The organism is Embleya sp. NPDC050493, from assembly GCF_044458105.1.
Classification (GTDB): Bacteria; Actinomycetota; Actinomycetes; order Streptomycetales; family Streptomycetaceae; genus Embleya.
This window is the reverse complement of record NZ_JBITHP010000016.1, coordinates 192940-216080: the sequence shown is the minus strand read 5'-3', so window position 1 is coordinate 216080 and position 23141 is coordinate 192940. Positions and strand designations below refer to the sequence as shown.

Genomic DNA, 23141 nt, shown 5'->3' with positions numbered 1-23141 from the left:
TCATACCTCGGGCACCGGAAGCGGCAGACCCTGGATCGCCGCTGCCATCACCTCCGGGAACAGGTCGGGGGTGCAGGCGAAGGCCGGGCTGCCCAGAGCGGCCAGTGCCGCGGCGTTGGTGTGGTCGTACGCGGGGGCGCCCTCGTCGGAGAGGGCCAGCAGGGTGACGAACGAGGTCCCGGCGGCCTGCATGCTCGCCGCGCGGCGCAACATCTCGTCCCGCACGCCACCCTCGTACAGGTCGCTGATCAGCACCACGATCGTCTCCGCCGGGCGAGTGATCAACGATTGGCAGTAGGCGAGCGCGCGGTTGATGTCGGTGCCGCCGCCGAGCTGGGTGCCGAACAGCACGTCCACCGGATCGCTCAGTCGTTCGGTCAGGTCCACCACGTTCGTGTCGAAGACGACCAGCGAGGTCTCGAGCGAGCGCATCGAGCCCAGCACCGCGCCGAAGACCGACGCGTAGACCACCGAGGCCGCCATCGAGCCGGACTGGTCGATGCACAGGATCACGTCCTTCCGCACCCCGTGCCGCTGCCGCCCGTAGCCGACCAGGCGCTCCGGCACGATCGTGCGGTGCTCGGCCTGGTAGTGCTTGAGGTTGGCCTTGATCGTGGCGTTCCAGTCGATGTCGTGGTGACGCGGTCGGTTGATCCGGGTCGCCCGGTCCAGCGCGCCCTGGACCAGGCTCGTGGTGCGCTGCGCGACCCGGCGCTCCAGGTCGTCGACGACCGTGCGGACCACCGCGCGGGCGGCCTCCTTGGTGGCCTCGGGCATCAGCTTGTTGAGCGCGAGCAGGGTACCGACCAGGTGTACGTCGGGTTCGACGGCGGCCAGCATCTCCGGCTCCAGGAGCAGCCGGGTCAGGTCGAGCCGCTCGATCGCGTCCTGCTGGAGGATCTGTACGACGCCCGCCGGGAAGTGCTCGCGGATGTCGCCGAGCCAGCGGGCCACCGAAGGCGCGGAGGCACCCAGACCGGCCGCGCGCGGGCCACTGCCGCGTCCGCTGCCGCGCGGGGCCGGGGTCTCCGGGCGGTACAGCGCGGCCAGGGCCCGGTCGATCCGGATGTCGTCGCCGGTGGGCCCGTAGCCGGTGCCGTCCGCGTCGCCGCCGAGGACCAGACGCCAGCGGCGCAGGCGTTCGTCGGCCGTGCTCTCGCTCATCGGGTGGTCACCTTTCGGCGTTCGAGGCCGAGGATCCCGGCCAGCAACGGCAGCGTGGCGTCCGCGCGCCCGGCGTCGAACAGCTCGGCGCTCGCGGCCGGGGCGGCGCGGTGTGCCGGGGTGCGCACCCGCTCACCGAGCATGCGCCGCTCCGCCGCCGCGAAGGTGGCGAAGGTGCGTCGCAGCAGCGGCAGGATCTCGGTGAACAGATCGGCCGGGGTGTCGGTGATCCACTCGTCGACCAGGGCCATCAGCCGCTCGTCGTGCACGAGCAGCATGCCGCCGCCGGCCAGGAACCCCTCGATCCAGGCCGCCGATTCGCGGTGCGGGACACCCCGGGTCAGTGCTCGGGCCAGGCGCGGAGCGGCCGCCTGCGGGTCGAGTCGGCCCAGGTCGAGCAGCAGTCGGGTGGCCCGGCCGGTGAGCAGGCCGGGCAGATTCTCCCGGTCGGCGAGCCGGTCCAGGGTCGCGTACCAGTCCTGCTGTTGCTCGTCGCCGAGCAGTTGTACGGCCGCGTGCACGGCGTCCAGGTGTCGGCGCATCGCCTTGGCGCCGTCGTCGTCCAGGCCCGCGCAGGCCGGCAGCAGCCCGACGCAGATCCGGACCGCCAGGCCGGCCACCACGGTGCCCAGCGCGGAGGTGTCGGTGCCGCGCACGTCGCCGTAGCGCAGCGCGCGCACCAGGCCCGGCAGCGCCTCGGCGAGCTTGCCCACGTCGGTGTCCAGCGCGGCGCGTTGGTCCAGGACCCGCATGATCAGCGGCAGCGCGTCGGGCAGGTCGGCGCGCAGACAGCGCTCGGCCACGTCGGTGACGTCGGCGAGCGATTCGGCCCGGATCGCCAGATCGGCCGTGCGTGCCGCGGCGGCGGCGAGCACGGTGGTCCCCCACACCCCGGCCTCGGCGACCCGGATGGCCAACTCGGGCTGCCAGTCCAGGCGCCAGGTCTCGCGGAAGGTGCCCTTGCTCTCCCGGGCCCGGGCCGGCACACCCCACGGGATGTCCAGCAGTGCGAGTCGGTTGAGCAGCCGGCTGCGGTCGGCGTGCGACTCCTTGCGCAGGTCGAGTTCGAGTTCGCGGGCCGAGGGCTCGGGCTTCAGGCGCAGTCGGCGCTGCTCGCGGGACAGGTCGCGCTGGAGCGGTACGGCGGGCACCGTGTCGGGCACCTCGCCGATCACGTCGCCCACCACGAGGGCATCGTGCACCAGTGCGAGCGGCCCGGTGACGCCGTCGCACATCACCGCGCGGACCGCCTCGATCGTCTCGTCCAGGCCGGCCAGCGGACGACCGCGCAGCGCGGCCAGGGCGCTCGCGTGCCGGGTGGCCTCGATCACGTGTGCGGAGGACACCGGATGGCCCGCGTCGCGCAACAGCGAGGCGATCCGGACGAACCAGCGGGGCAACAGTTCGCGTTCGTCGGTGTTCGCGTACAGGTGTCGGTACCACCCGGGCGAGGCGACGCCCGCGCCGTAGCCGGAGCTCTGCGCCAGCCGGCGGTGCGTCCAGGGCACCCAGGTGGTCTCGACCTTGACCCTGGCCCGGTGCGGCGCCAGCAGCGCCCGGTCGGCGGCGGCCGAGGGGAGCCGGGAGAGGGCGGGCAGGTGCCAGGCGCCGCACACCACGGCGATCCGCCGGTGGCCGGCGCGGCGGGCGGACCGGATGCACTGGCGCATGTGTGCCTCGCGCAGCCGCTCGACGTCGGGCTCGACGCCCGGTGCCGTGGTCGGGTCGGGCTCGGGTTCGTCCTCGCGCAGCGCGGCCATCGCGTCGGCGAGCGCCGCGAACGGGGTCAGCGCATCGCCGCCGGTGGGCAGCCGGTGCTCGATCACGTCCTCCCACCAGCGCTCCGGGTCGTCCTGGCCGGCCAGCCGGGCGAGTTCGGCGATCGGGTCGACGCGCGGCGGCGCGGGCGCGGCCTCCTCGTCCTCGGGCGGGGCGCTCGCGGCGCGCTCCTTGCGGGCCCGGTCGAGCGTGAAGGACACCGCGACCGGCAGGTCGACGAAGCGGATCGGCACGCCGTGTGTACCGGCGTACCGGATCGCCACCCACTCGGGGCTGAAGTCGGCGTACGGCCAAAAGCCCGCCTGCGCGGGATCGTCGGCCGCGTGCGCGAGCAGTGCGACGGGCGGGCGCATGTCGGGGTCGGCGGCGAAGGACAGCAGCACGTCCGCCTCGGGCGGGCCCTCGATCAACACGATGTCGGGCTCGACCTGCGCGAGTGCGGCGGCCACCGCCCGGGCCGAACCCGGCCCGTGGTGCCGCACGCCGAGCAGGATCGGCGGGTCGACCGGCGGGTTCGCCATCAGGCCCGGTCCGCGTCGCGGCAGGCCCGGTAGAAGTCCTGCCAGTCGGCCCGCGGACGCACCGCCGTCTCCAGGTATTCGCGCCAGACCAGGGTGTCCGCCGCCGGGTCCTTGACCACCGCGCCCAGGATGCCCGCGGCCACGTCCGCCGAGCGCAGCACGCCGTCGCCGAAGTGTGCGGCCAGCGCGAGGCCACCGGTGACCACGGAGATCGCCTCCGCGGTGGACAACGTCCCGGACGGGGTCTTCAGTTTGGTCCGCCCGTCCTCGGTCAGGCCGGCCCGCAGTTCGCGGAACACCGTGACCACGCGCCGCAGTTCGGCCTCGGCGGCGGCCACCGGCGGCAGGTCGAGCGAGGAGCCGAGCTGGGCCACCCGGCGACTGACGATGTCCACCTCGGCGTCGGCGGTCGCCGGCAGCGGGAGCACCACGGTGTTGAATCGGCGGCGCAGCGCGGAGGACAGGTCGTTGACCCCGCGGTCGCGGTCGTTGGCGGTGGCGATCAGGTTGAACCCGCGCACGGCCTGCACCTCGTCGTTCAACTCCGGTACCGGCAGCGTCTTTTCGGACAGGATGGTGATCAACGAGTCCTGTACGTCGGCCGGGATGCGGGTCAACTCCTCGACCCGGGCGACCAGTCCGTGGCTCATCGCGCGCATCACCGGACCGGCCACCATGGCCGCGCGACTGGGCCCGTGGGCAAGCAGCCGGGCATAGTTCCACCCGTACCGGATGGCCTCCTCGGGGGTGCCGGCGGTGCCCTGGACCAGCAGCGTGGAGTCGCCGCACACGGCGGCGGCCAGGTGCTCGGACACCCACGTCTTGGCCGTGCCCGGCACGCCCAGGAGCAGCAGCGCGCGGTCGGTGGCCAAGGTGGTGACGGCGACCTCGATGATCCGCCGGGGTCCGATGTACTTGGGCGAGATCACCGTCCCGTCCGGCAGCGTGCCGCCGAGCAGGTAGGTCGCCACCGCCCACGGCGAAAGTTTCCAGCGCGGTGGCCGGGGCCGCTCGTCGGTGGCGGCGAGCGCGGCGAGTTCGTCGGCGAACGCGTCCTCGGCATGGGCCCGAAGCACACTCTGCTCAACCGGTTCAGCGGACACAGTCACGGCGCTCCCCCAAGGCTCGAACAAACCCGAACAGACCCCATCCTGCCGCCCGGGTCCGACACCTTCGAGGCCGCCGACCTCACAGGTGATCGAGCAGAAACCCGCTCTCGATCGTCGCCTCGAACGGGTCGGGCAGACGCACGGGGGCACCGGCCCGCACCCGCTCGGTGAACGTGTACCGCCCGTCGACCGGCTCGAAGTGCACGATCACCTCGTGCTTTTGCCGATCCACGATCAGCATCACCGGCACCCCGGCCCGCGCATACTCGTTCGGCTTCTCCCGCAGATCGACACGGCGCGTGCTGTCCGAGGTCACCTCGACGAACATCCAGACCCCGGACGCGGACGTCGCGTGCCCGTCCCGGAATTCGGCCTTCTTACGGGGGTCGAGGACGACGAGGTCGGGCGTGCGCTCGGTGCCGATGCCCACCACGAAGGCAACGCCCTCCAGCACCAGGATCTCGGCCGGAAGCGACGGCTCCAGCAGGTGGCGCAGACCCGTGAGGATCCGGGCATGCTCCCAATCCGGCGACGCCTGCATGACCAGACCGGCCGGAGATGCCTCCCACCGCACGCTCTCGGGAAACTCGCCCGAGTCGCGCAGCATCCGTAGGGCGGTCAGGCGCATGTTCGCCAGTGGGTCGATCTGTTCCGCGTCGTCGGTCACTCGCTCATCGTCTCGCGGCGAGGTCCGCCGGGTGTGGAACACCCGACCGTCCACCCGGACGAATGATTCGACCCGGTCGGCGCGAGAGCACTCGCGTTCATCCGCCCAGGAGTTCCGCGCGCATCGTGGCCCGGTAGTGGAGGGTGTCGGCCAGGGCGCGGAAGGCCTTCGGCCATTCGCCCTCTCCCTGCGCCAACTGCTCCACGCGGTCGACCACGGCCGGGTCCAGGCCGCGGCCGGCCACGTCCCGGGCGCCGCTGAAGCTCCACGGATAGCCGCCGCTCCCGGCGGCGCTCGCGAGCGCGTCCAGGACCGCGTCACCCAGCACCGCCGGCCACGGTGGCGGGCAGTTGGTCAGCAGTTGCAGCGCCTCGGACAACCCGTGCGCGGCAATGTGCCGGGCCACGTGTTCGGCGCACTCGGCCGCCGGCAGCACGGTCAGCAGCCGGGTGGGCGCGCCGCGCCCGGCCAGCGCCCGGGCCCAGTCGACATCGCGTTGCAGCACCGCGGCACGGGCCCACCCCTCCCGGACGTCCTCCGCGAATCGACGCGGCAGCGCCCGCGCCACGATCTCCTCGGGGCCGGCCCCGAACACCTCCCGCCACACCGCGAGCGGCGTGGCGGCGACGATCTCGCCCAGCCACCACGAGTGGTCCTCGCGCCCGGTCGGCGACGTCTCCGCGATGCCGTCCCGCCGCATCGCCGCATCGCAGCTGCTCGGCGGCACCACCAGCACCCGCCCCGCGCCACCGGGCCGCAGGCAGGCCAGCGCGCGCTCGCGCATCCGGGCGGCGAAGGCCGAGCCGGGCAGTTCGGTGAGCAATCGCGCTGCGGCCACCCGAACCACTTTGGCCCGATCGTCCAGCGCGTCCTCCAGGAACGGCTCGTCCCGCGCCGACAACCCGGTGCGCAGCGCCGCCACCCACACCGCCCGGTCCTCCGCGGGCTCGGCGCTCCAGACCCGGGCCAGCAGCCCCCGGGCGGCATCCGGGTCACCGGTGCGCAGCGCCTCGAACGCGGCGAGCCGCTCGCCGAAGCGTCCGTGCCGCCACAGCTCGATCGGATCGTCCGGGTCCGGCACCGCGACCCGGGTCAGCCACGCCCACTCCGGGTTGAGCCCGGCCAGCCAGCGGCCGCGCGGTCCGGCCAGGTCGGCCACGATCTCGCGCAGATCGGTCCGCGAGCGCGCCGCCGTCAACAGCGCGGGCAACTCGGACTCGGGCGCGCGCAGTCCGGCCGCGCGGGCCAGCGTGAGCCATTCGGGCAGAAAGTCCATGCCGTCGCCCTCGAGCAGGATCCGCAGCCGCACCCGGGCCCGTTCCGGCACCGACGGCCGCGTGTCCAGCTCGGCGCACGGCGCCGGCGGCGCACCCGCCGGGGCCCGCCGGCCCGCACGCCGGTGCACCATCACGATCGCGGCCAGGTCGAGCAGCCGCACCGCCTCGTCCGCCCGGTCCACCTGCGCGGCCAGCGCCCCGAGCGCGTCCTGCGCGGGCACCTCCGCGGCCGGCCGCCGTCCGGTGCCCACCAACGCCGCCGACACCAGGTCGTCCCACACCGGATCCGCCACCCGCATCCGAACTCCCCTTCCGCACAGGCCGATCGACGGTGTCGACCGACTCCGGTGATGGTTTTGCGGGCCCTGCGGGGCCGGTCCCGACTCGCGCCATGGCGTGCGGCACAGGGCCGAGCCGCACGGCCGACTACAGCTGAACGGCCTGCCCCTCGTGCCACGCGGTCACCGGGACGAACCCGCGCGCGCCGTACTCGCCGAACACGGTCAGCCCCGCGCCTCCGGACATCGCGGACAACCGCCACAACGCCTGCTCGCCGGTGCGCGCCCGATCCACCGGCAGCCAGAACCCGTCCGCGCCCGCGATCCGCCACCCCATCGGCTCCGGCACGGCGACCACGTCGGCCAGCACCACCGGCCACGCCTCCAGCCACGGTTCGCTGCGCAGCGCCTCGGCGTAGCCCACGGTGGCCTCCTCCGGCCCGACCCCCGCCGGCTCCGCGCCCGCCACCGGCGCGCCGGCGCGCTCGCCGAGCGCGGCCCGCAACGGCACCGCGTCGTCGTGGAAGGCCGCGTCGGCCTCGATCGATCGGCCCACCGGCAGGGCCAGTTGCGGCGCGCGCCCCTGCGGCCCGAAGGCCAGCACGAGCGCCGGTCGACCGGACCGCTCGCCGCGCAGCCAGATCCGACGCTCCGTCAGATTGCCGTCCGTACTGTCCCGGCTGCCCAGCACCAGCCACCGGTCGTGCACCACCGTGCCCGCATCGCGCGCCCTGCGCAGCACGTCCTCCGCGTCCACGGTCCAGCCGATCCGCGCCCGCAACCCGGCCACCAGGGACGGGTCCAGGTCGTCGGCGTGTTCGTGGGCGCGCAGGAGCAGCCACAACTCGGCGTAGTCCTCCAGGAGTCGGCCGGGCCAACCCTCCGCCCCGGACGCCGGTATCGCCCCGGCCGCCCGCAGCCGGGCCGCCAACCCCGGCGCCTTGGCGTCGACCATGCGTTCGGCGATGCCGTCCCACATGGCGTATCCCTCGCGCTCGGTGCCCGCCAGGCCCTGATGGACCCGGTCGGCCAGCCAGCGGCGCAACCGTTCGGCGCCCTCGGCGACCTGGGCCGCGCGCTGGTCGGCCCGTCGTCGGGCCGCGGCGGGGTCGGCGGGTGCGGACCCGGCCGACGCGCTCTTCCCGGCGCGCTCCCGGCGCCCGGTCAGCCACGCGTCGGCCCAGTCGGGTGCGGTCGCGTCGGCCGGCACGGCCACGGGGTCGGCCGCCCACAGCAGCATCAGGCCGAGTGCGTGCTTGCAGGGGAACTTGCGGCTGGGACACGAGCATTGCGACGCCGGGCCGCCGAGATCGACCACCGTGCGGTACGGCGTCGCGCCGCTTCCGGCGCACTCGCCCCACACCGCGCCTGCCCCTTTGGCGAACTCCGCGGCGCCCGCGGCCGACCATGGCCGCGGCACCGCCAATCTGCTCCCGGCCTTGCGTGACGCGGCGTCAGGCGCGAGTGCCAGCACCTGTTCTGCGGTCCACCGTTCCAGCATGACGGTCACGGTACGGGCCCGCACCGACACGTGTGCACCGGCCGGGAGAACGAGCCGGCCGGTTGTCCGGATCCGGGTGAAGTGCCCGGTCAGGCAGCGGTGGTCGCCACGTGTGCGCGTACCCAGTCGACGATGTCCGTGGTCGGCGCGCCGGGGGTGAAGACCGCCGCGACGCCGATCCGCTTCAGCTCCGGGACGTCCTCCTCCGGGATGATCCCGCCGCCGAACACCAGGATGTCCTCGGCCTCGCGCTCCTTGAGCAGTTCGATGACCTTCGCGAAGAGCGTCATGTGCGCGCCGGAGAGCACCGACAGGCCGATCGCGTCGGCGTCCTCCTGGATGGCCGTCTCGACGATCTGGATCGGGGTCTGGTGCAGGCCGGTGTACACCACCTCGAAGCCCGCGTCGCGCAGTGCGCGCGCGACCACCTTGACGCCCCGATCGTGCCCGTCGAGTCCGGGCTTGGCCACCACGATCCTGATCGGTCCGGGAACACCCATCACTGCCTCCATGTACGTAGCGAAGCCCTCGCCCGGAGCGTAACCCGCTGCCGGGACGGCCTGCCGAAGGTGGTCCCCGGTCGACCGCGCGCCGGGAAGTCCCGCCCGCACGCGCGCCCGATCGACCCCGCCCCGGTCCGCGCCGACGCGGCGGCCGGCGCCGCACCGCCGGGACGGCACCCCGATCGGGCGGGCGCAACGGTGTCCCCGGCCGACCGCGGCGCCGATCCGCGGCCCGCCCGAGCGGGTTCGGCCGTGCCGGATCGTGTCACCCGCTCGGCGGCCTGACCTGCGGTTCTTATCGCGAGGATTGTCCTGTGAACGTCAAGAGCACTACAGTCCGATTCCGACCAGCCCCCGAGACGAAGGCGACGTAGGTGACGGACGTTCGCTATCCGAGCGAGGATCAGCAGGGTCGCTACGTCCCGGACGCCGAGGGTGCGTACTCCCCTTACGGCCCGTCCGGTTCGATCCAGGGCGGCTACGACCAGGGGTACGGACCGGTCGCCGGTTACGACGCGAACGCGTATGCGACCGGTTCCGGGTACCAGGCGGTCGACTCATCGGGCGGTTGGGGCGTGCCGACCCCGACGTACGACGGGTACGACGCGAGCGGGACCTACGCCGCCGTCGACTACGCCTCCTCGAACCAGGCCCCCGTCGGCTACGACGCGCCGGGCTACGACTCCGCGGCCTACGACTCCTCGGGATACACCGCGGTCCCGGCCTACGACGCGTACGGCCGAGCGGACGGGTACGACAGCGGTGCGCACACCGCGGTCACGGGCGAATACGCCACCGGCACCGGCTACGACGCGACCGGCACGTACGGCTACGCGGCGGTGGCCGACAGCGGCGCGTACGACGCCTACGGCACCGACACGCAGACCCGGACCTGGGCGGGCACCGACACCGCGGTCCAGACCGCGCCGGCCACGCCGTACGTCGACCCGTCCTGGGACGGCGGCTCGAACACCGGTATGTGGTACGCCGCTTCGGACACCGCCGCGTGGGAATCCGACACCTGGTTCTCCCCCGTGCCGGCACGCGACGACGCCGACATGTGGTCCGGCGGCAACCGCTCGACGACGGACCTGTTCGACGACGGCGCGACCCGCGCGCCGGTCGAGCCCGCCTTCGATCCCGGTGACCATGACGACAGCGTGCCGGCCCCGACCGACAACGAGGCCGAGGCGGACGACGCACGGGTCGAGCCGGTACGGGTCGAGCGGGTCGAGCGGCGGGAGAAGCCGGCCAAGGACGCGAAGCCGAAGGAAACCGCCGACAAGACCCGGATCAAGCGCAAACGCGCGTTCCCGCTGACCGCCGGCGCACCGCTCGCGGTGATGGGCGCGGCCGCGATGGCCGTCGCCGCGGTCGGCGGCCTGCACACCGCGGGCGCCGAGACCAAGGACGCGGACCCGGTGGCGGGCGGCGAGGACCTGCCGCTGATGTCGCCGATGGACAAGCAGTTGATGGACCTCCAGGTCGGCGCCGAGGACTTCGCCGAGCGCGCCGGCCGGGCGCAGACCCGGATCTCGCTCCAAGAGCGCCAGGAAGAGACACAACGGGCCCAGGAAGTCGAGCGCAAGCGCCGGGAGTCCCTCAGGCCCAAGTACGTGCTTCCGGTCGCTCAGCGCGGCCTCAGCGCCTATTTCGGCTCGTCCGGCTCCCGCTGGGCGCACACGCACACCGGCATCGACTTCCCGGTCGACCTGAACACCCCGGTGGTCGCGGTGATGGACGGCGTGGTCCGCACCCAGTTCAACACCGCCTACGGCAACATGGTGATCCTGACCGGCAAGGACGGCACCGAAACCTGGTACTGCCACCTGACCCGGGCCAAGGTCCGCTCCGGCCCGGTCAAGGCCGGCGACGTGATCGCCTACAGCGGCGACACCGGCAACAGCACCGGCCCGCACCTGCACTTCGAGGTCCGCCCCGGCGGCGGCGCCCCGATCAACCCCCTCCCCTGGCTCCGGGCGAACGGCCTGGACCCGACCTGACGGCGGGCGCGTCGGGCCGGCGTCGGCTCGGAGGCCCCCGATCCGGGGCTCGGCGATCTACCGTGGACGCATGACAACTTCCGATGCGCAGTTCACGGCCGAGTCGGGCAAGGGCGGAGAGTTCGTCCGGCAGGCCAATCGGTTCACCGGGCGACCCGAGCCGGAGGCCGGTCGGTATCGGCTCGTCGTGTCGTTGGCGTGTCCGTGGGCGCATCGGGCGGTGATCGTGCGGCGTCTGCTCGGGCTGGAGGAGGCGCTCGGGTTGTCGATCGTGGATCCGATCCGGGACGAGGCCGGGTGGCGGTTCACCAATCACCCCGACGGGCGCGATCCGGTCACCGGTCTGGCGTTCCTGGCCGACGCCTATCGGGCCAGTGACCCGACCTACAGCGGCCGGGTGACGGTGCCCGCGATCATCGACCTGCGCTCCGGCCACGTCGTCACCAACGACTACCCGCGGATCACCCTCGACCTCTCCACCCGCTGGACCTCGCTGCACCGCGCCGGCGCGCCGGACCTGTATCCGGAGCGGCTGCGCGCCGAGATCGACGCGATCAACGCGGACGTGTTCCGGGACGTGAACAACGGCGTGTACCGCTGCGGGTTCGCCACCACGCAGGAGGCGTACGAGGCCGCGTTCGACGCGCTGTTCGCCCGTCTGGACGCGCTGGAGGAGCGGCTGGCCGGGCAGCGCTACCTGGTCGGCGACACGATCACCGAGGCGGACATCCGGCTGTTCACCACGCTGGTCCGGTTCGACGCGGTCTACCACGGCCACTTCAAGACCAACCTGCGCAAGCTGACCGAGTACCCGGTCCTGTGGGCCTACGCCCGCGACCTGTTCCAGACCGAAGGCTTCGGCGACACGGTCGACTTCGACCACATCAAGCGGCACTACTACGTCACGCACGACCGGATCAATCCGACCGGCATCGTGCCCAAGGGGCCGGACCCGGCGCTGTGGCACACGCCGCACGGGCGCGGCTGAAGCGAGCACGACACGGAGCGGGGGCGGGCCGACGGCCCGCCCCCGCTCCGTGCGTCGCCCGGCGGCTACTTGGTCAGGTCCACGGTCGGCGGCCCCGGGTCCTTCGGGCGCTCGTCCTCGACCACCGGGCCGGGCACGACGCGGGCCTCGGCCTCGACCATCCGGTCGGGCTCGACCATGTCGTCGGCCTCGACCACCGGGTCGGCGACGACGCCGTCCTCGGCCTCGACCACCGCGACCGCGTACGGCTCGTCCTCGGCCGCACTGGACGCACCCGGGCGGGTTTCGTCCTCGCCCGCACCCGGCGCGCCCGCTCGGGGCCGGTCCCCGCCCGCCGCACCGCCGCCCGGGTACGACCCGACCACGGCCTCCCCGGCCGGGTGAGGCGCGGTCGGCGCGAACGTGGTCGCGGACGCCGGTCGACCCATCGCCGCCGCCGGCGCGGGTCCACGCGACGGCAACATCGCCCACAGCGCTCCCGCGAGGCCGGCCAGGCCCACGCCGATCGCCGCGGTGGCCAGTGTCCACTCGGGGCGCACCGTCAGCGTGCCGGACGCGCGCAGCAGGTAGGCGATCGCGATGCCGGCGAAGACCGTGCCCGCGATCAGCGCCATCGGGTCGAAGCGGTACCTGTTCGGCCTCATCGGGACTCGCCCTCCATCCGGGTCACGGTCGTCCGCCGGGTCGTCGGGGTGTCGATCGACGCGCTCATCGAGGCTCCCGCCCGTCGTCCCCGTCCAGCACCTCGACCTCGCCGACGCCGACCTTCAGGTCGAGCGTGATCGTGCCGCGGCCGGGCCCGACCCGCGGGGCGGTGGTCTCGATGCGCTCCGGCCGGTAGCCGTCGTCCCGGCCGGTCGGCGTGCGCACCCGACCGAGGTCGACGCCGCCCTTGAACACCACCGTGACGTCGTCCGGCACCCAGACCTGGATCTGTCCGGCGCCGATCCGGGCCTTGACCGTCGCGCTGCCGCCCGGCCCGAGGTCGAGCCGGCGCAGGTCGATGTCCATCGCGCCCACGCCCAGGTGGTACGAGGTCGGCAGTGCGGCGACCGTGGTGGGCCGGTAGGTGCGCTCGCCCGACGGACCGGTCAACGGCACGCTGATCGCGGTGATCGCGGCCAGCATCGCGGTGAGGGCGAGCGCGGGCAGGATCAGCAACCGCGCCCGGCCGAACCAGCTGCCCGCGAGCAGACCCAGGCCCACGATGCCGAGCAGGATCGCGAGCGCGACGGTGAACGTCACGTCCACGGCGCCGGTGTGGTCGAGCACCCACAGCAGACCGCCCGCCATCGTGGCCACCGAAAGCGTGGCCAGGGACACGTACGAGCGCGGACGCCTGGGCCGGTGCGGAGCCGGTGGCGGCACGGGCCGATCCTCGCCCCCGGACGCCGCCCCCGCACTCGCACCCGGCACCTGCCACCACATCGGCGGCCCGGGCACCGTCGCGCCGTCCGGCCGGACGTCCACCGGGGCCGGGGCCGCCGCCATCGCCGCGGCCCCGGCCGCGCCGACGGCGGCCTGCTGCTTCTTCTTCGTGTCGGACCACACCATGAACAGCACCACGGCGGTGATCATCAGCAACGGGACGGACCGGCCGAAGCCCGAGTCCAGGTAGGTGAAGAACAAGGCGACCCCCATGACGGCGACCACGGTGGCTGCCGACGCCCCGTAGTCGAACTTCCCGGAGAGGATTCGGCGCAACATCGGCTGCTCCTCCCCGCGGGCCGGGATCAACAGCCAGCCCAGGCTGTACACCAGTACGCCCACCCCGCCGAAGAGCGAGAGCACCGCGAACACGATGCGGAAGATCACGGGGTCGAGGCCGAAGTGTTCGCCGAGGCCACCGCACACGCCCGAGACCATCCGGTCCTCGGTGCTGCGCAGCAGTGGGGGGCGAATCGTCGTCGTGGGCGCCGCGGACGACCCCGCAGGGCCGCCCGGGGCGCCGCCGGCCCGGTCGCCGGCCGAGATACCGGGTTTCGTGTCGTCGTTCATGGGTCCATCGTGGCGCCCGCGGAGCCCGCTTCCCATCGGGCTCCGCCCTGGCGCACCCCTGGTTCGACCCTGAGGACGAATCAGGGTCGGGCCCTGATGCGTACGCTCTTGCCGGCGTGTGACGATCGGTCGTGTGACCGCCGTTTACCCCCCGCCCGCCGCGCCCGTCCGGCCCGCGCCACCGACTCCCCGGCTCCGCCGCGCCTCCTCCCACCGGCTCGCCGGCGGCGTCGCGCGCGGCCTCGCCGAACACCTCGGCGTCGAGGTGCTGCTGCTGCGGATCGCCTTCGTCGCGCTGGCCTTCTTCGCGGGAATGGGGATCGCGCTCTACGCGGCGTTCTGGGTCTTCGTACCGCAGGGCGGGGCGGCCCCGGCCGTGCGCGAACGCGGGCGGGAGCGGCACCAGGCGCTCGCGATGATCATCGTGCTGATCGCGGCGACCATGCTCACCGGCGTGGGCGCGACCACGAGCGGGACCAAGGTCGGCGACTGGATCTGGCCGCTGCTGGTGGCCGGCCCCGGCGTGATCCTCTTGTGGCGCCAGGCCGACGAGTCGCAGCGCAACCGGTGGTTCTCGCTCGACGGCCGCAGCCGGGTGGCCGGCGCGCTGCGCACCGTCGTCGGCGCCGTGCTGGTACTGGCCGGCCTGGTGTTCTTCTCGTTCGGCCGGGGCGGCATCGGCGACGCGCTGGCCGCGATGCGCGGGGCCGGGCTGCTCCTGGTCGGCCTGCTGGTCATCTTCGGCCCGTATCTGCTCCGGCAGACCCGCGAACTGGGCGTCGAGCGCCGGGCCCGGATCCGGGCCCAGGAGCGGGCCGAGGTGGCCGCGCACGTGCACGACTCGGTGCTGCACACGCTGACCCTGATCCAGCGCCAGGTCGAGGACCCGCGCGAGGTGGCCCGGTTGGCCCGCGCCCAGGAGCGCGAGTTGCGCGCGTGGTTGTACCGCCCCGACGGCGAGGAGCCGGACCGCACCTTCGCCGCCGCGCTGCGCTCGACCGCGGCCGAGGTCGAGGACGCGCACGGGGTGTCGATCGAGGTGGTGTGCGTGGGCGATTGCCCGGTGGACGACAAGCTGGCCGCGCTGGTGGCCGCCGCCCGCGAGGCGATGGTCAATGCGGCGAAGTACGCGGGCGGAGCGGCGATCGCGGTGTTCGGCGAGGCCGACGAGGACACGGTCACGGTCTTCGTGCGCGACCGCGGACCCGGTTTCGACCCGGAGACGGTGCCCGCCGACCGGCTGGGTGTGCGAGAGTCCGTGATCGGGCGCATGCGCCGCAACGGGGGCGCCGCGCACATCCGCAGCGAACCCGGTGAGGGCACCGAGGTCGAGCTGGAGATGCGCCGCGCCGACGCCGGCCGGGCCGCTGTGGGAAGGACGAACACGTGAACGCCACCGAGAGCAGCACGGAGTACCCCGAGGGGACGGCCGCCCGTACCCGGGTGGTCCTGGTCGACGACCACCGGATGTTCCGGACCGGCGTGCGCGCCGAGATCGGCGAGGCGGTCGAGGTGGTCGGCGAGGCCGACGACGTCGCGAGCGCGGTGGCGGTGGTCACCGAGACCCGCCCCGAGGTGGTGCTCCTGGACGTGCACCTGCCCGGTGGCGGCGGGGTCGAGGTGCTGCGCCGGTGCGCGTCGCTGATCCCGGCCGTGCGCTTCCTCGCGTTGTCGGTGTCGGACGCCGCCGAGGACGTGATCGGGGTGATCCGCGGCGGGGCCCGGGGCTACGTGACCAAGTCGATCACCGGCGACGAGCTGATCCGGGCGATCGGCCGGGTCGGCGAGGGCGACGCGGTGTTCTCGCCGCGCCTGGCGGGCTTCGTGCTGGACGCGTTCGCGGCCACCGACGTGCCACCGATCGACGAGGATCTGGATCGACTCACCCAGCGCGAGCGCGAGGTGCTGCGGCTGATCGCACGCGGCTACGCGTACAAGGAGATCGCCCGGCGCCTGGTCATCTCGGTCAAGACCGTGGAGACCCATGTGTCCGCCGTACTACGCAAGTTGCAGTTGTCCAACCGGCACGAGCTGACCCGCTGGGCGACCGACCGGCGACTGGTCTGACCCCGGCGCACGCGGAGCACGAAAAACGCCGGCGTCCTCCCCCGGAACGGGTCCGGGGGAGGGCGCCGGCGAGGTCTCTACGCGCGACCGACGGGTCTAACCGGGTCGAACCGCCGCGTAGAACGGCATCGAGCCCACCGGTGCGTAGGTCACGTTCTTGCCCGGCCGCGGGGCGTGCACGATCTGCCCGCCGCCGACGTAGATGCCCACGTGCGAGTTGTCCGGGTAGTAGAACACCAGGTCGCCCGGCTGGAGCGCGTCCTTGGAGATCCGCGGACCGTCGTTGACCTGGGTCCAGGTGGTCCGGGTCAGGCTGACGTTCGCGGCCTTCCACGACGCCTGGGTCAGCCCGGAGCAGTCGTAGGAGTCGGGGCCCACGGCCCGGGGCGAGTACGGCTTGCCGATCTGGGCCTTCGCGAACGCGACCGCGGCCGCCGCCCGACCGGACACGGGGACATTGGTCGCCGGCGGCGGTGTGTCCGGCTTGTCCCGCGAGCTGCGGTCGTTGCCGGCGCGCGTCGTGTCCGTGCTGCCCGCATTACCCGGGTTACCCGTATTGCCCACGTGCTCGTCGGAGTCGAGCACTTCCTTCTTCTGCTGCTCGGTGAGCGTGTTCAGCAGCCGCTGGGCCTCGGCGAGCTTGGCCTGGATCTCGGTCTTGTTCTTGTTCAGCTCGGTCCGCAGCTTCTCCAGCTCGGCCAGCTGCGAGGAGGCCTCGGTGCGGTCCTGCTGGAGAACCCGGGCCTGCGCCGCGATCTGCTTCAGCTTGGCGGCCTGCTGACCGTCGAGCTGGGACATCATCTGCGACTTCTGCAGGAAGCCCTCGGGGTCGCCGCTGAGCGCCAGCGACAATGACGGCGGCAGACCGCCGCTGCGGTACTGGTTCGCCGCCAGGACACCGATCTGATCACGCAGAGCGTTCAGCGCGGTTTGTTCCTCGGTGATCCGGGCCTGCGTCTGGTTCGCGGTGCCCTGCTGCTTGGTGATCTGCTCCTCGACGCCGTTGGCGGCGTCGGTGGCCTTGATCACGTCACTGTGCAGCCGGTTGACGCGTTCCTTGGTCTGCTGGAACGACTGCGCGGGATCCGCGCTCGCGGTGCCGGCAAAGGTCATCACGCCGGTCATCGTCGCGGCGGCCGTGACCACGGTCGCTGCGGTACGCACGGCGGTGCGCGGCTTGGGCTTGCGGTGCTGCCCGGGTCGACGTTGGGACGCCACTGGTGGCGAGTCTCCTTCCTCGGCCGCCTACCGGGTTAGCTGACGGGTTCGGGCGGAAGAAGGCGCCCTACGGTGCCGAGGCACCGATTCACCCCAGGGACTGCGAGGGTCCCCGGTTCCGGCTTCCCATCACGATGACTGTGGTCACCCACTGTCACCGAAATGCGTCCCCGAATTCGGCGGTGGCGATCGTGTCGACCGGGTGGCCGACGTCGAGCCGATCGCCTGTCGCAGAACACTAGTCACAGAAGTATCACGATCATCACCACCAACCTTCGCATTGCCAAACCTTTACCAATCTCGCCGTTTCCTTCTCCGTGTATCAAGGGATAAGGCGCCTGGATTCCCGAAAGTCGATCTTGGACCGGTTTGGCGACTGTTGATCGCTTATAGCCCGCCGGAGAGTAATCGACCCGTGCCGGCTAGGCTGCCGGGCAACAATCGCGGCTTCCCGGTGCCGCGCGACGGTCGACGAGGAGTTGTACGACGTGGACGTTCTGCGGCAGATCCTGCTGGTCCTGCACATCGTGGGTATCGCGTCCCTGCTCGGCGGCTTCCTCACCCAGATGTCCGCGCTGCGCACCGGCGACGGGCGGATCGTGCCCGCGATGACGCACGGCGCGCTGACCATGCTGGTCACCGGCCTGGCCCTGGTCGGCGTGGTCCAGGCGGGTCTGGACGAGGACGTGGACAACGCCAAGATCGGCACCAAGCTGGTCATTCTGCTGGCCATCCTGCTGCTGGTCTGGGGCAACCGCGCCGCGGACCGGGTGTCCTCCAAGGTGCTCGTCGCGATCGGACTGCTGACCGTGGCGAACATCGCCATCGCGGTCATGTGGACCTGAGACCCCGCCGACAACTCCGCCCACCGCCGGCCCGAGCCGAACCGCCCGGGCGAGCGACGCAGGTCGGCGGTCCGAGCGACGCCGCACCCGGTACACACGACGGCGCCCTCCACGCGGAACGAATCCGCGGGAGGGCGCCGTCGAGGTTTTTCGGGCGACCGGTGGATTTACCCGGGTCGAATCGCCGCGTAGAACGGCATCGAGTCGAGCGGCGCCTCGGTCACGGTCTTGCCGGGACGCGGGGCGTGGATGATCTTGCCGCCGCCGATGTAGAGGCCCACGTGCCGGTTGTCCGAGTAGAAGAACACCAGGTCGCCCGGCTGGAGCGAACCCTTGGCGACGCGCGGACCGTCGTTGACCTGGGTCCAGGTGGTCCGGGACAGCCTGACGCCCGCGGCCTTCCACGACGCCTGGGTCAGCCCCGAGCAGTCGTAGGAGCTGGGCCCCTCGGCGCCCGACACGTACGCCTTGCCGATCTGGGCCCGCGCGAACGCGATCGCGGCCGCGGCCCGGCCGGACGCGGGGATGTTGGTCGCCGGCGGCGTCTCCGCCTTGTCCCGCGAGCTGCGGTCGTTGCCGCGCGTGGTGTCGCCCTCGTGCTCGTCCGAGTCGAGGACTGCCTTCTTCTGCTGCTCGGTGAGCGTGTTCAGCAGCCGCTGGGCCTCGGCGAGCTTGGCCTGGATCTCGGTCTTGTTCTTGTTCAGCTCGGTCCGCAGCTTCTCCAGCTCGGCCAGCTGCGAGGAGGCCTCGGTGCGGTCCTGCTGGAGAACCCGGGCCTGCGCCGCGATCTGCTTCAGCTTGGCGGCCTGCTGACCGTCGAGCTGGGACATCATCTGCGACTTCTGCAGGTAACCCTCGGGGTCGCCGCTGAGCGCCAGCGACAACGACGGCGGCAGACCACCGCTGCGGTACTGGTTCGCCGCCAGGACACCGATCTGATCACGCAGAGCGTTCAGCGCGATCTGTTCCTCGGTGACGCGGGCCTGCGTCTGATTCGCGGTGACCTGCTTCTTTTCCAGCTGATCTTCGACGCCGTTGGCGACGTCGGTCACCTTGACCACGTCACTGTGCAGCTGGTTGACCTGCTGCTTGACCTGCTCGAAGGATGCGGCGGGATCCGCGCTCGCGGTGCCGGCAAAGGTCATCACGCCGGTCATCGTCGCGGCGGCCGTCACTACGGTCGCTGCGGTACGCACGGCGGTGCGCGGCTTGGGCTTGCGGTGCTGCCCGGGTCGACGTTGGGACGCCACTGGTGGCGAGTCTCCTTCCTCGGCCGCCTACCGGGTTAGCTGACGGGTTCGGGCGGAAGAAGGCGCCCTACGGTGCCGAGGCACCGATTCACCCCAGGGACTGCAAGGGTCCCCGGTTCCGGCTTCGCATCGTCGACGATGGTTACCCACCGTCACCTGAACGCGTCCCCGAATTCGGCGGAGGTGATCGTGTCGACCGGGTGGCCGACGTCGAGCCGATCGCCTGTCGCAGAACACTAGTCACAGGCGTGTCAGGACCATCATCATCAGCCACCGCATTGCCAAAACTTTACCGAAATCACCGTTTCCTTCTCCGTGTATCTCGGGAAAAGCGCGCGGATTCCGGAAAGTCCATTTTGAGCAAGTTTTCTGATGATCGTTCTGATTTGACCTGTCCAAGTAGTCCCGGACAAGGACACGGACAACGCCAGGATCGACGCCAACCGGTCATTCTGCTAACGGGTGTCGACCACCCGGAACACCTCGGCCATCCGTCCCGCGCCCAGGCCGAACCGCTCGGCATTGCGGGTGAGCATCGTCGTGACCTCCGCACGCAGCCCGGTCAGATGGCTCGTCTGACTCGCGTGCGACAGCAGGGCCGCCATCTTGCGCTCGAACACCGCGCTCACCTCGACCGCGTGGTCCGGCGCCGGTGTCGGCGACAACCACGTCTCCGGCACGGTCCACTCCTTCAGCCCCTCCACGTCCAGCAGCTCGGGGTGCGCGAACGGGTTCCGGGCGTCCGGATAGATCGCCCGCATCGCCGCCTCGCCCGCCTCCAGGTGATCCGGATGACTGGGCGCGAGCCGGGCCCAGTCCCGCTCCGGGCTCGGGATCACCATGCGCTGCGGGCGCACCTGCCGGATCACCCGGGTGATGTCGCGCCGCAGCTCGAAGGTCGCCGCCAGCCGCCCGTCCGGGTAGCCGAGCCAGTACAGCTGCCGCACCCCCACGTGCGCCGCCGCCGCGCTCTGCTCGGCCCGCCGGATCCCGCCGATCTCGGATCGCGGCACCGCCGGGTCGAAGCCGCCCGCGTCCCCGTCGGTGACCAGGCAATAGCTCACCTCGATGCCGGCCTCGGTCCAGGTCGCCACCGTCCCCGCCGCCCCGTAGTCGATGTCGTCCGGATGCGCGGCCAGCACCAGGACCCGCTCCACGTCGCGATCGTCCAGCACGATGTACTCCCTTGGTCCGATCGATCCGACGGCGGGAAAACCCGTCGCCGGCGCAATGATCTCCGCTCCGTACAAAGGGCCGAGCACGACTCGCTTGTTACCCACCTAGACTCGGGGAACGATGAGCAGCCTCTTCGACGACATCCCCCTGCCCGGTTTCGAGACCGCGGCCAAGAAGTCCCCCACGAGCCCCGCGGACGACATCCCGCTGCCGCCCGAGCCGGACGACAACCACGTGTACGGCCTGCCGGAGGACTATCCGGACGACCTGTACGAGGGGCAGTACGCGCCGCCCCCCGAGCCGCGCGACGCCTACTACCGCAACGGCGCCCCGCGCCCGGTCGTGGATCCGGCGCGGCTGCTCGACGGGATGAACCCGCAACAACGCGCCGCGGTCGTGCACGAAGGGTCCCCGCTGCTCATCGTGGCCGGAGCGGGCTCGGGCAAGACCCGCGTGCTGACCCACCGGATCGCCCACCTGCTCGCCGCCCGCGGTGCGCATCCCGGCGAGATCCTGGCGATCACCTTCACCAACAAGGCCGCCGCCGAGATGCGCGAGCGGGTCGAGGCGTTGGTCGGCCCGCGTACCAAGGCCATGTGGGTGTCCACGTTCCACTCGGCGTGCGTGCGCATCCTGCGGCAGCAGTACAAGAAGCTCGGCATGAGCTCGTCGTTCTCGATCTACGACTCGGCCGATCAGCAGCGGCTGATGGCGATGGTCTGTCGCGACCTCGACCTGGACCCGAAGAAGTTCCCGCCGCGCAAGTTCAACGCGCAGGTCTCCAACCTCAAGAACGAGCTGATCGATCACGAGGACTTCGCCGCGAAGGCGATCAACGAGACCGAGCGCATACTGGCGCAGGCGTACACGATGTACCAGGAGCGGCTGCGCCAGGCCAACGCCCTGGACTTCGACGACCTGATCATGACCACGGTGCACCTGCTCCAGGCGTTCCCCGACGTCGCGGAGCACTACCGGCGGCGCTTTCGGCACGTGTTGGTCGACGAGTACCAGGACACCAACCACGCGCAGTACATGCTCGTCCGCGAACTGGTCGGCGGCGCGGCGGGCAGCGGTCCGCGGCGCACGATCGACGGCGACCTGGTCAACCCGGCCGAGGCCGGTCTCGCCGAGATCGAACCCGCCGAGTTGTGCGTGGTGGGTGACGCGGACCAGTCGATCTACGCGTTCCGCGGCGCGACCATCCGCAACATCCTCGACTTCGAGGCCGACTACCCGAACGCCAAGACCATCCTGCTGGAGCAGAACTACCGCTCCACGCAGACCATCCTGAGCGCGGCCAACGCGGTGATCGAGCGCAACAGCAACCGGCGCGCGAAGAACCTGTGGACGGACGCCGGCGCGGGCACCCCGATCGTCGGCTACGTCGCGGACGACGAGCACGACGAGGCCCAGTTCGTCGCGGACGAGGTGGACCGGCTCACCGACGCGGGCAAGACCAAGCCGGGGCAGGTCGCGGTGTTCTACCGGACCAACGCCCAGTCCCGAGTGTTCGAGGAAGTCTTCATCCGGGTCGGGCTGCCGTACAAGGTCGTCGGCGGCGTGCGCTTCTACGAGCGCCGCGAGGTCCGCGACGTGCTCGCCTACCTGCGACTGCTGGCCAACCCGGACGACACGGTCTCGCTGCGACGGATCCTGAACGTGCCCAAGCGCGGCATCGGCGATCGGGCCGAGGCATGCCTGGACGTGCTCGCCGCCCGCGACCGGATCCCGTTCGCCCAGGCGCTGCGTCGCGCGGAGGACGCGCCGGGCCTGGCCAAGCGTTCCGCCAACGCGGTCAAGGGCTTCGTCCAGCTGTTGGACGACCTCACCGCGGTCGTGGACGGCGGCGCGGGTCCGGCCACCGTGCTGGAGGCGATCCTGGAACAGACCGGCTACCTGGCCGAGTTGCAGGCGTCCAGCGATCCGCAGGACGAGACCCGGATCGAGAACCTCCAGGAACTCGCGGCGGTCGCGCTGGAGTTCGAACAGGCCCAGGCCCAGGAGGGCGGTGGCGGCACGCTGGCCGACTTCCTTGAGCGGGTCTCCCTGGTGGCGGACTCCGACCAGATCCCCACCGACGGCGACGACGGCGGTGTGGTCACGTTGATGACCCTGCACACCGCCAAGGGCCTGGAGTTCCCCACGGTGTTCCTGACCGGCCTGGAGGACGGCGTCTTCCCGCACATGCGCTCGCTGGGCGACGCGAAGGAGCTGGAGGAGGAGCGCCGGCTCGCCTATGTCGGCATCACCCGCGCCCGTGAGCGGCTCTACGTCACGCTCGCGAAGATGCGCAGCGCGTGGGGCGCGCCGTCGTACAACCCGCCGTCGCGCTTCCTGGGCGAGTTGCCCGAGAAGTTGGTCGACTGGCGCGGCACGTCCCCGTCGGCGGCCAAGGCGCTCTCCGCGACCAAGTCGACCGTCGGCTCGCGCGGCGGCTTCGGCAAGGGCGCGCAGATCAAGGAACGGCCGATCGTCGCGCTGTCCCCCGGCGACCGGGTCACCCACGACAAGTTCGGCCTGGGCACGGTGGTCTCCACGGCCGAGACCGGCGACAAGGCCAAGGCCACGATCGACTTCGGCGCCGGCGGCGAGAAGACCCTGCTGCTGCGTTACGCGCCGGTGCAGAAGTTGTAGCGGCGAGACCCCTCGGATGTGGGGGGGGGGGGGGGGGGGGGGGGGGGGGGGGCGGCGCCCCCCCCCCCCCCCCCCCCCCCCCCCCCCCCCCCACATCCGGTCGGCACGCCACCGGGCCTGCCCGGTCGGCGGATCCCGGCGGCCCACGCCCCCGGCACCG

At 72.2% G+C, this 23141-nt stretch carries 18 protein-coding genes and 2 riboswitches; of the genes, 6 read left to right on the top strand and 12 right to left on the bottom strand.

Features of this window, described 5'->3' with window-relative positions:
* From ACIBM5_RS28520 to ACIBM5_RS28490, 7 genes are all read right to left on the bottom strand, one after another.
* The gene (locus ACIBM5_RS28520; protein ID WP_396009375.1) at positions 1 to 1164 is read right to left on the bottom strand and encodes a VWA domain-containing protein; all 1164 of its coding nucleotides are present in this window, start codon (positions 1162 to 1164) and stop codon (positions 1 to 3) included.
* The gene (locus ACIBM5_RS28515; RefSeq protein ID WP_396009374.1) at positions 1161 to 3464 is read right to left on the bottom strand and encodes a DUF5682 family protein; all 2304 of its coding nucleotides are present in this window, start codon (positions 3462 to 3464) and stop codon (positions 1161 to 1163) included. The genes ACIBM5_RS28520 and ACIBM5_RS28515 overlap by 4 nt, the downstream gene beginning before the upstream one ends.
* Positions 3464 to 4540, bottom strand: coding sequence for an AAA family ATPase (locus tag ACIBM5_RS28510; RefSeq protein WP_396009390.1), 1077 nt, complete (start codon positions 4538 to 4540; stop codon positions 3464 to 3466). The genes ACIBM5_RS28515 and ACIBM5_RS28510 overlap by 1 nt, the downstream gene beginning before the upstream one ends.
* Positions 4541 to 4652: 112 nt before the next feature.
* Complete coding sequence (locus tag ACIBM5_RS28505; protein ID WP_396009373.1) at positions 4653 to 5240, bottom strand: Uma2 family endonuclease; 588 nt, start codon at positions 5238 to 5240, stop codon at positions 4653 to 4655.
* A 97-nt stretch (positions 5241 to 5337) separates the two neighbouring features.
* A complete protein-coding gene (locus ACIBM5_RS28500) occupies positions 5338 to 6816 on the bottom strand; it encodes a DUF5691 domain-containing protein (RefSeq protein WP_396009372.1) in 1479 nt (492 codons plus the stop codon).
* Between the two features lie 127 nt (positions 6817 to 6943).
* Positions 6944 to 8296 carry an SWIM zinc finger family protein gene (locus ACIBM5_RS28495; protein WP_396009371.1) on the bottom strand — a complete coding sequence of 451 codons (1353 nt, stop codon included), beginning with the start codon at positions 8294 to 8296 and terminating at the stop codon, positions 6944 to 6946.
* Positions 8297 to 8385: 89 nt separating this feature from the next.
* Positions 8386 to 8796: a cobalamin B12-binding domain-containing protein gene (locus tag ACIBM5_RS28490; RefSeq protein WP_391585341.1), complete on the bottom strand. Its 411-nt coding sequence runs from the start codon at positions 8794 to 8796 to the stop codon at positions 8386 to 8388.
* 377 nt (positions 8797 to 9173) lie between these two features.
* On the opposite strand from ACIBM5_RS28490, the gene ACIBM5_RS28485 reads away from it, so the two are divergent.
* Together ACIBM5_RS28485 and ACIBM5_RS28480 are read left to right on the top strand one after the other, a co-directional pair.
* On the top strand, positions 9174 to 10802 hold the full coding sequence (locus ACIBM5_RS28485; RefSeq protein WP_396009370.1) for a M23 family metallopeptidase: 1629 nt from the start codon (positions 9174 to 9176) through the stop codon (positions 10800 to 10802).
* Between the two features lie 70 nt (positions 10803 to 10872).
* Positions 10873 to 11790, top strand: a complete 918-nt coding sequence (locus tag ACIBM5_RS28480; protein ID WP_396009369.1) for a glutathione S-transferase family protein — start codon at positions 10873 to 10875, stop codon at positions 11788 to 11790.
* Between the two features lie 65 nt (positions 11791 to 11855).
* On the opposite strand, the gene ACIBM5_RS28475 is transcribed toward ACIBM5_RS28480, so the two are convergent.
* On the bottom strand, positions 11856 to 12434 hold the full coding sequence (locus tag ACIBM5_RS28475; RefSeq protein WP_396009368.1) for a hypothetical protein: 579 nt from the start codon (positions 12432 to 12434) through the stop codon (positions 11856 to 11858).
* 64 nt (positions 12435 to 12498) lie between these two features.
* The gene (locus tag ACIBM5_RS28470; RefSeq protein WP_396009367.1) at positions 12499 to 13788 is read right to left on the bottom strand and encodes a PspC domain-containing protein; all 1290 of its coding nucleotides are present in this window, start codon (positions 13786 to 13788) and stop codon (positions 12499 to 12501) included.
* A gap of 133 nt (positions 13789 to 13921) precedes the next feature.
* Here ACIBM5_RS28470 and ACIBM5_RS28465 point away from each other — a divergent pair, with 133 nt between their 5' ends.
* Positions 13922 to 15178 (top strand): PspC domain-containing protein, encoded by a 1257-nt coding sequence (locus tag ACIBM5_RS28465; RefSeq protein ID WP_396009365.1) that lies wholly within the window; start codon positions 13922 to 13924, stop codon positions 15176 to 15178.
* On the top strand, positions 15175 to 15855 hold the full coding sequence (locus ACIBM5_RS28460) for a LuxR C-terminal-related transcriptional regulator (protein ID WP_396009364.1): 681 nt from the start codon (positions 15175 to 15177) through the stop codon (positions 15853 to 15855). Before ACIBM5_RS28465 ends, ACIBM5_RS28460 begins: the two co-directional genes overlap by 4 nt.
* A 96-nt stretch (positions 15856 to 15951) precedes the next feature.
* Here the strand turns inward: ACIBM5_RS28460 and ACIBM5_RS28455 are convergent, their stop codons facing one another.
* On the bottom strand, positions 15952 to 17073 hold the full coding sequence (locus ACIBM5_RS28455; RefSeq protein ID WP_396009363.1) for an NlpC/P60 family protein: 1122 nt from the start codon (positions 17071 to 17073) through the stop codon (positions 15952 to 15954).
* A gap of 9 nt (positions 17074 to 17082) precedes the next feature.
* Positions 17083 to 17263: riboswitch (cyclic di-AMP (ydaO/yuaA leader) on the bottom strand.
* 298 nt (positions 17264 to 17561) lie between these two features.
* Between ACIBM5_RS28455 and ACIBM5_RS28450 the strand changes: the two genes are divergently transcribed.
* Positions 17562 to 17918, top strand: a complete 357-nt coding sequence (locus tag ACIBM5_RS28450) for a hypothetical protein (protein ID WP_396009362.1) — start codon at positions 17562 to 17564, stop codon at positions 17916 to 17918.
* Between the two features lie 167 nt (positions 17919 to 18085).
* Here ACIBM5_RS28450 and ACIBM5_RS28445 read toward each other — a convergent pair whose 3' ends face one another.
* Together ACIBM5_RS28445 and ACIBM5_RS28440 are read right to left on the bottom strand one after the other, a co-directional pair.
* Entirely contained in the window at positions 18086 to 19168 is a 1083-nt protein-coding gene (locus ACIBM5_RS28445; protein WP_391585350.1) for an NlpC/P60 family protein, read from the bottom strand.
* Positions 19169 to 19177: 9 nt separating this feature from the next.
* A riboswitch (cyclic di-AMP (ydaO/yuaA leader) is annotated at positions 19178 to 19316 on the bottom strand.
* A gap of 307 nt (positions 19317 to 19623) precedes the next feature.
* Positions 19624 to 20343 (bottom strand): PIG-L deacetylase family protein, encoded by a 720-nt coding sequence (locus ACIBM5_RS28440; RefSeq protein ID WP_391585351.1) that lies wholly within the window; start codon positions 20341 to 20343, stop codon positions 19624 to 19626.
* 121 nt (positions 20344 to 20464) lie between these two features.
* Between ACIBM5_RS28440 and pcrA the strand changes: the two genes are divergently transcribed.
* A complete protein-coding gene (gene pcrA / locus ACIBM5_RS28435; RefSeq protein ID WP_391585352.1) occupies positions 20465 to 22981 on the top strand; it encodes a DNA helicase PcrA in 2517 nt (838 codons plus the stop codon).
* Positions 22982 to 23141 lie beyond the last annotated feature (160 nt).